3 protein-coding genes are annotated in these 1,220 nt (G+C 59.5%); all 3 read left to right on the forward strand.

The genetic code is table 11. The features are described 5' to 3' along the window. Nucleotides 1-272: 272 nt before the first annotated feature. Nucleotides 273-581: a type II toxin-antitoxin system HigB family toxin gene (locus CKO23_RS24770; RefSeq protein WP_200336201.1), complete on the forward strand. Its 309-nt coding sequence runs from the start codon at nucleotides 273-275 to the stop codon at nucleotides 579-581. After that, nucleotides 571-789, forward strand: a complete 219-nt coding sequence (locus CKO23_RS24775) for a helix-turn-helix domain-containing protein (protein WP_200336203.1) — start codon at nucleotides 571-573, stop codon at nucleotides 787-789. The genes CKO23_RS24770 and CKO23_RS24775 overlap by 11 nt, the downstream gene beginning before the upstream one ends. 83 nt (nucleotides 790-872) lie before the next feature. Further along, on the forward strand, nucleotides 873-1,220 hold a 348-nt coding region (locus tag CKO23_RS24780), incomplete at its 3' end, for a helix-turn-helix domain-containing protein (RefSeq protein WP_200331156.1).

The raw sequence follows: 1,220 nt of genomic DNA on the forward strand, positions 1-1,220 counted from the left end.
CGCACTTGTTGTAGGAGGCTCAACAGGACGCAATATGTTGCCTCTCCTGGCGTCCGTGCAAGCTACCGCCCCGTTTCATGGTCCGGGGTGGCGCTCCGCCATGTGCGTTAGAACGGATTCGCCGTGGGCGCGGCCCCCGTTCCTCTTGATCACCCCCGCCCCCTGCGTGCTGGCTGACCTCGAGCCCATCGTCCCCGTTGCGCGTATTTGGGTTCGCAGGCGATGATTGATCCTCGTTCGTATCCTCCCGAAATGGGAGCTACACTGTCTGCATGCGCATCATCGCCAAGAGCACCTTGCGAAAGTTTTGGGAGCAAACTCACTATGCTGATGCTCGCGGTCCCTTAACCTGCTGGCATGACGAAGTGCTTAAGGCGGACTGGAAATCACCTCCAGACATCAAGGCGCAGTATCGCCATGCCAGCATCTGCGGTAACAACCGCGTCGTGTTCAATGTGGGCGGTAACAAGTACCGATTGGTGGTGGAGGTCCAATATCAGTCTGGCATCGTATGGGTGAAATTCATCGGCACCCATGCCCAGTACGACAGGATCGACGTGGAGACAGTCAATGACTATTAAACCCATCCGCACTGACGACGATTTACAGGTGGCGTTTCAGCGACTGGAGGCTATTTTCCAGGCACCTGAACAGACCGACGAGGCCGATGAGCGCGAGGTGCTGGTAGCCCTAATCGAAGCCTATGAATCCCGTCATTACCCCATAGGACCGGCCGATCCCATCGAAGCGATCAAGTTCCGCATGGAGCAGCAAGGACTAGTGGTCTAGAGTGAAAGTCCTAATACTGTTTCTGGGCGATCGATGGCATCCTACTCATCTGTCTTGAGTTTCGCCGACGAGTTGATGACACGATGCCACGCTGCACCCCGATTCCCGTTTCCCTCACCGACAAAGAACGTACCCAGTTGGAGGCGTTGGTGCGTCAGCACACCACGGCGCAGCAACTGGCGATCCGAGCCCGAATCATTCTCGCCGCCGACGCCGGCAAGGGGATGCACGAAACGGCCGCCACGTTGCAGGTCAGTCGCTCGTTGGTCCAACGCTGGCGCCGCCGCTGGCGCGAGCGCGCGGATCACCCGGTGCTCGAGCGTCTGAGCGATGAGCCGCGTTCGGGGACACCGCCGACCTTCACCCCCGAGCAGATCTGCGCCATCATCGCCCTGGCGTGCGAGCCTGCGGTCCGCGAAGGGGTGAAGCTG

It is taken from the genome of Thiocystis violacea, from assembly GCF_016583565.1.
Lineage (GTDB): Bacteria > Pseudomonadota > Gammaproteobacteria > Chromatiales > Chromatiaceae > Thiorhodococcus > Thiorhodococcus violaceus_A.

What these genes read in the sequence shown, in the direction of transcription:
- CKO23_RS24775 (WP_200336203.1), top strand. Translation starts at nt 571, where the DNA reads ATGACTATTAAACCCATCCGCACTGACGACGATTTACAGGTGGCGTTT.
- CKO23_RS24770 (WP_200336201.1), top strand. Translation starts at nt 273, where the DNA reads ATGCGCATCATCGCCAAGAGCACCTTGCGAAAGTTTTGGGAGCAAACT.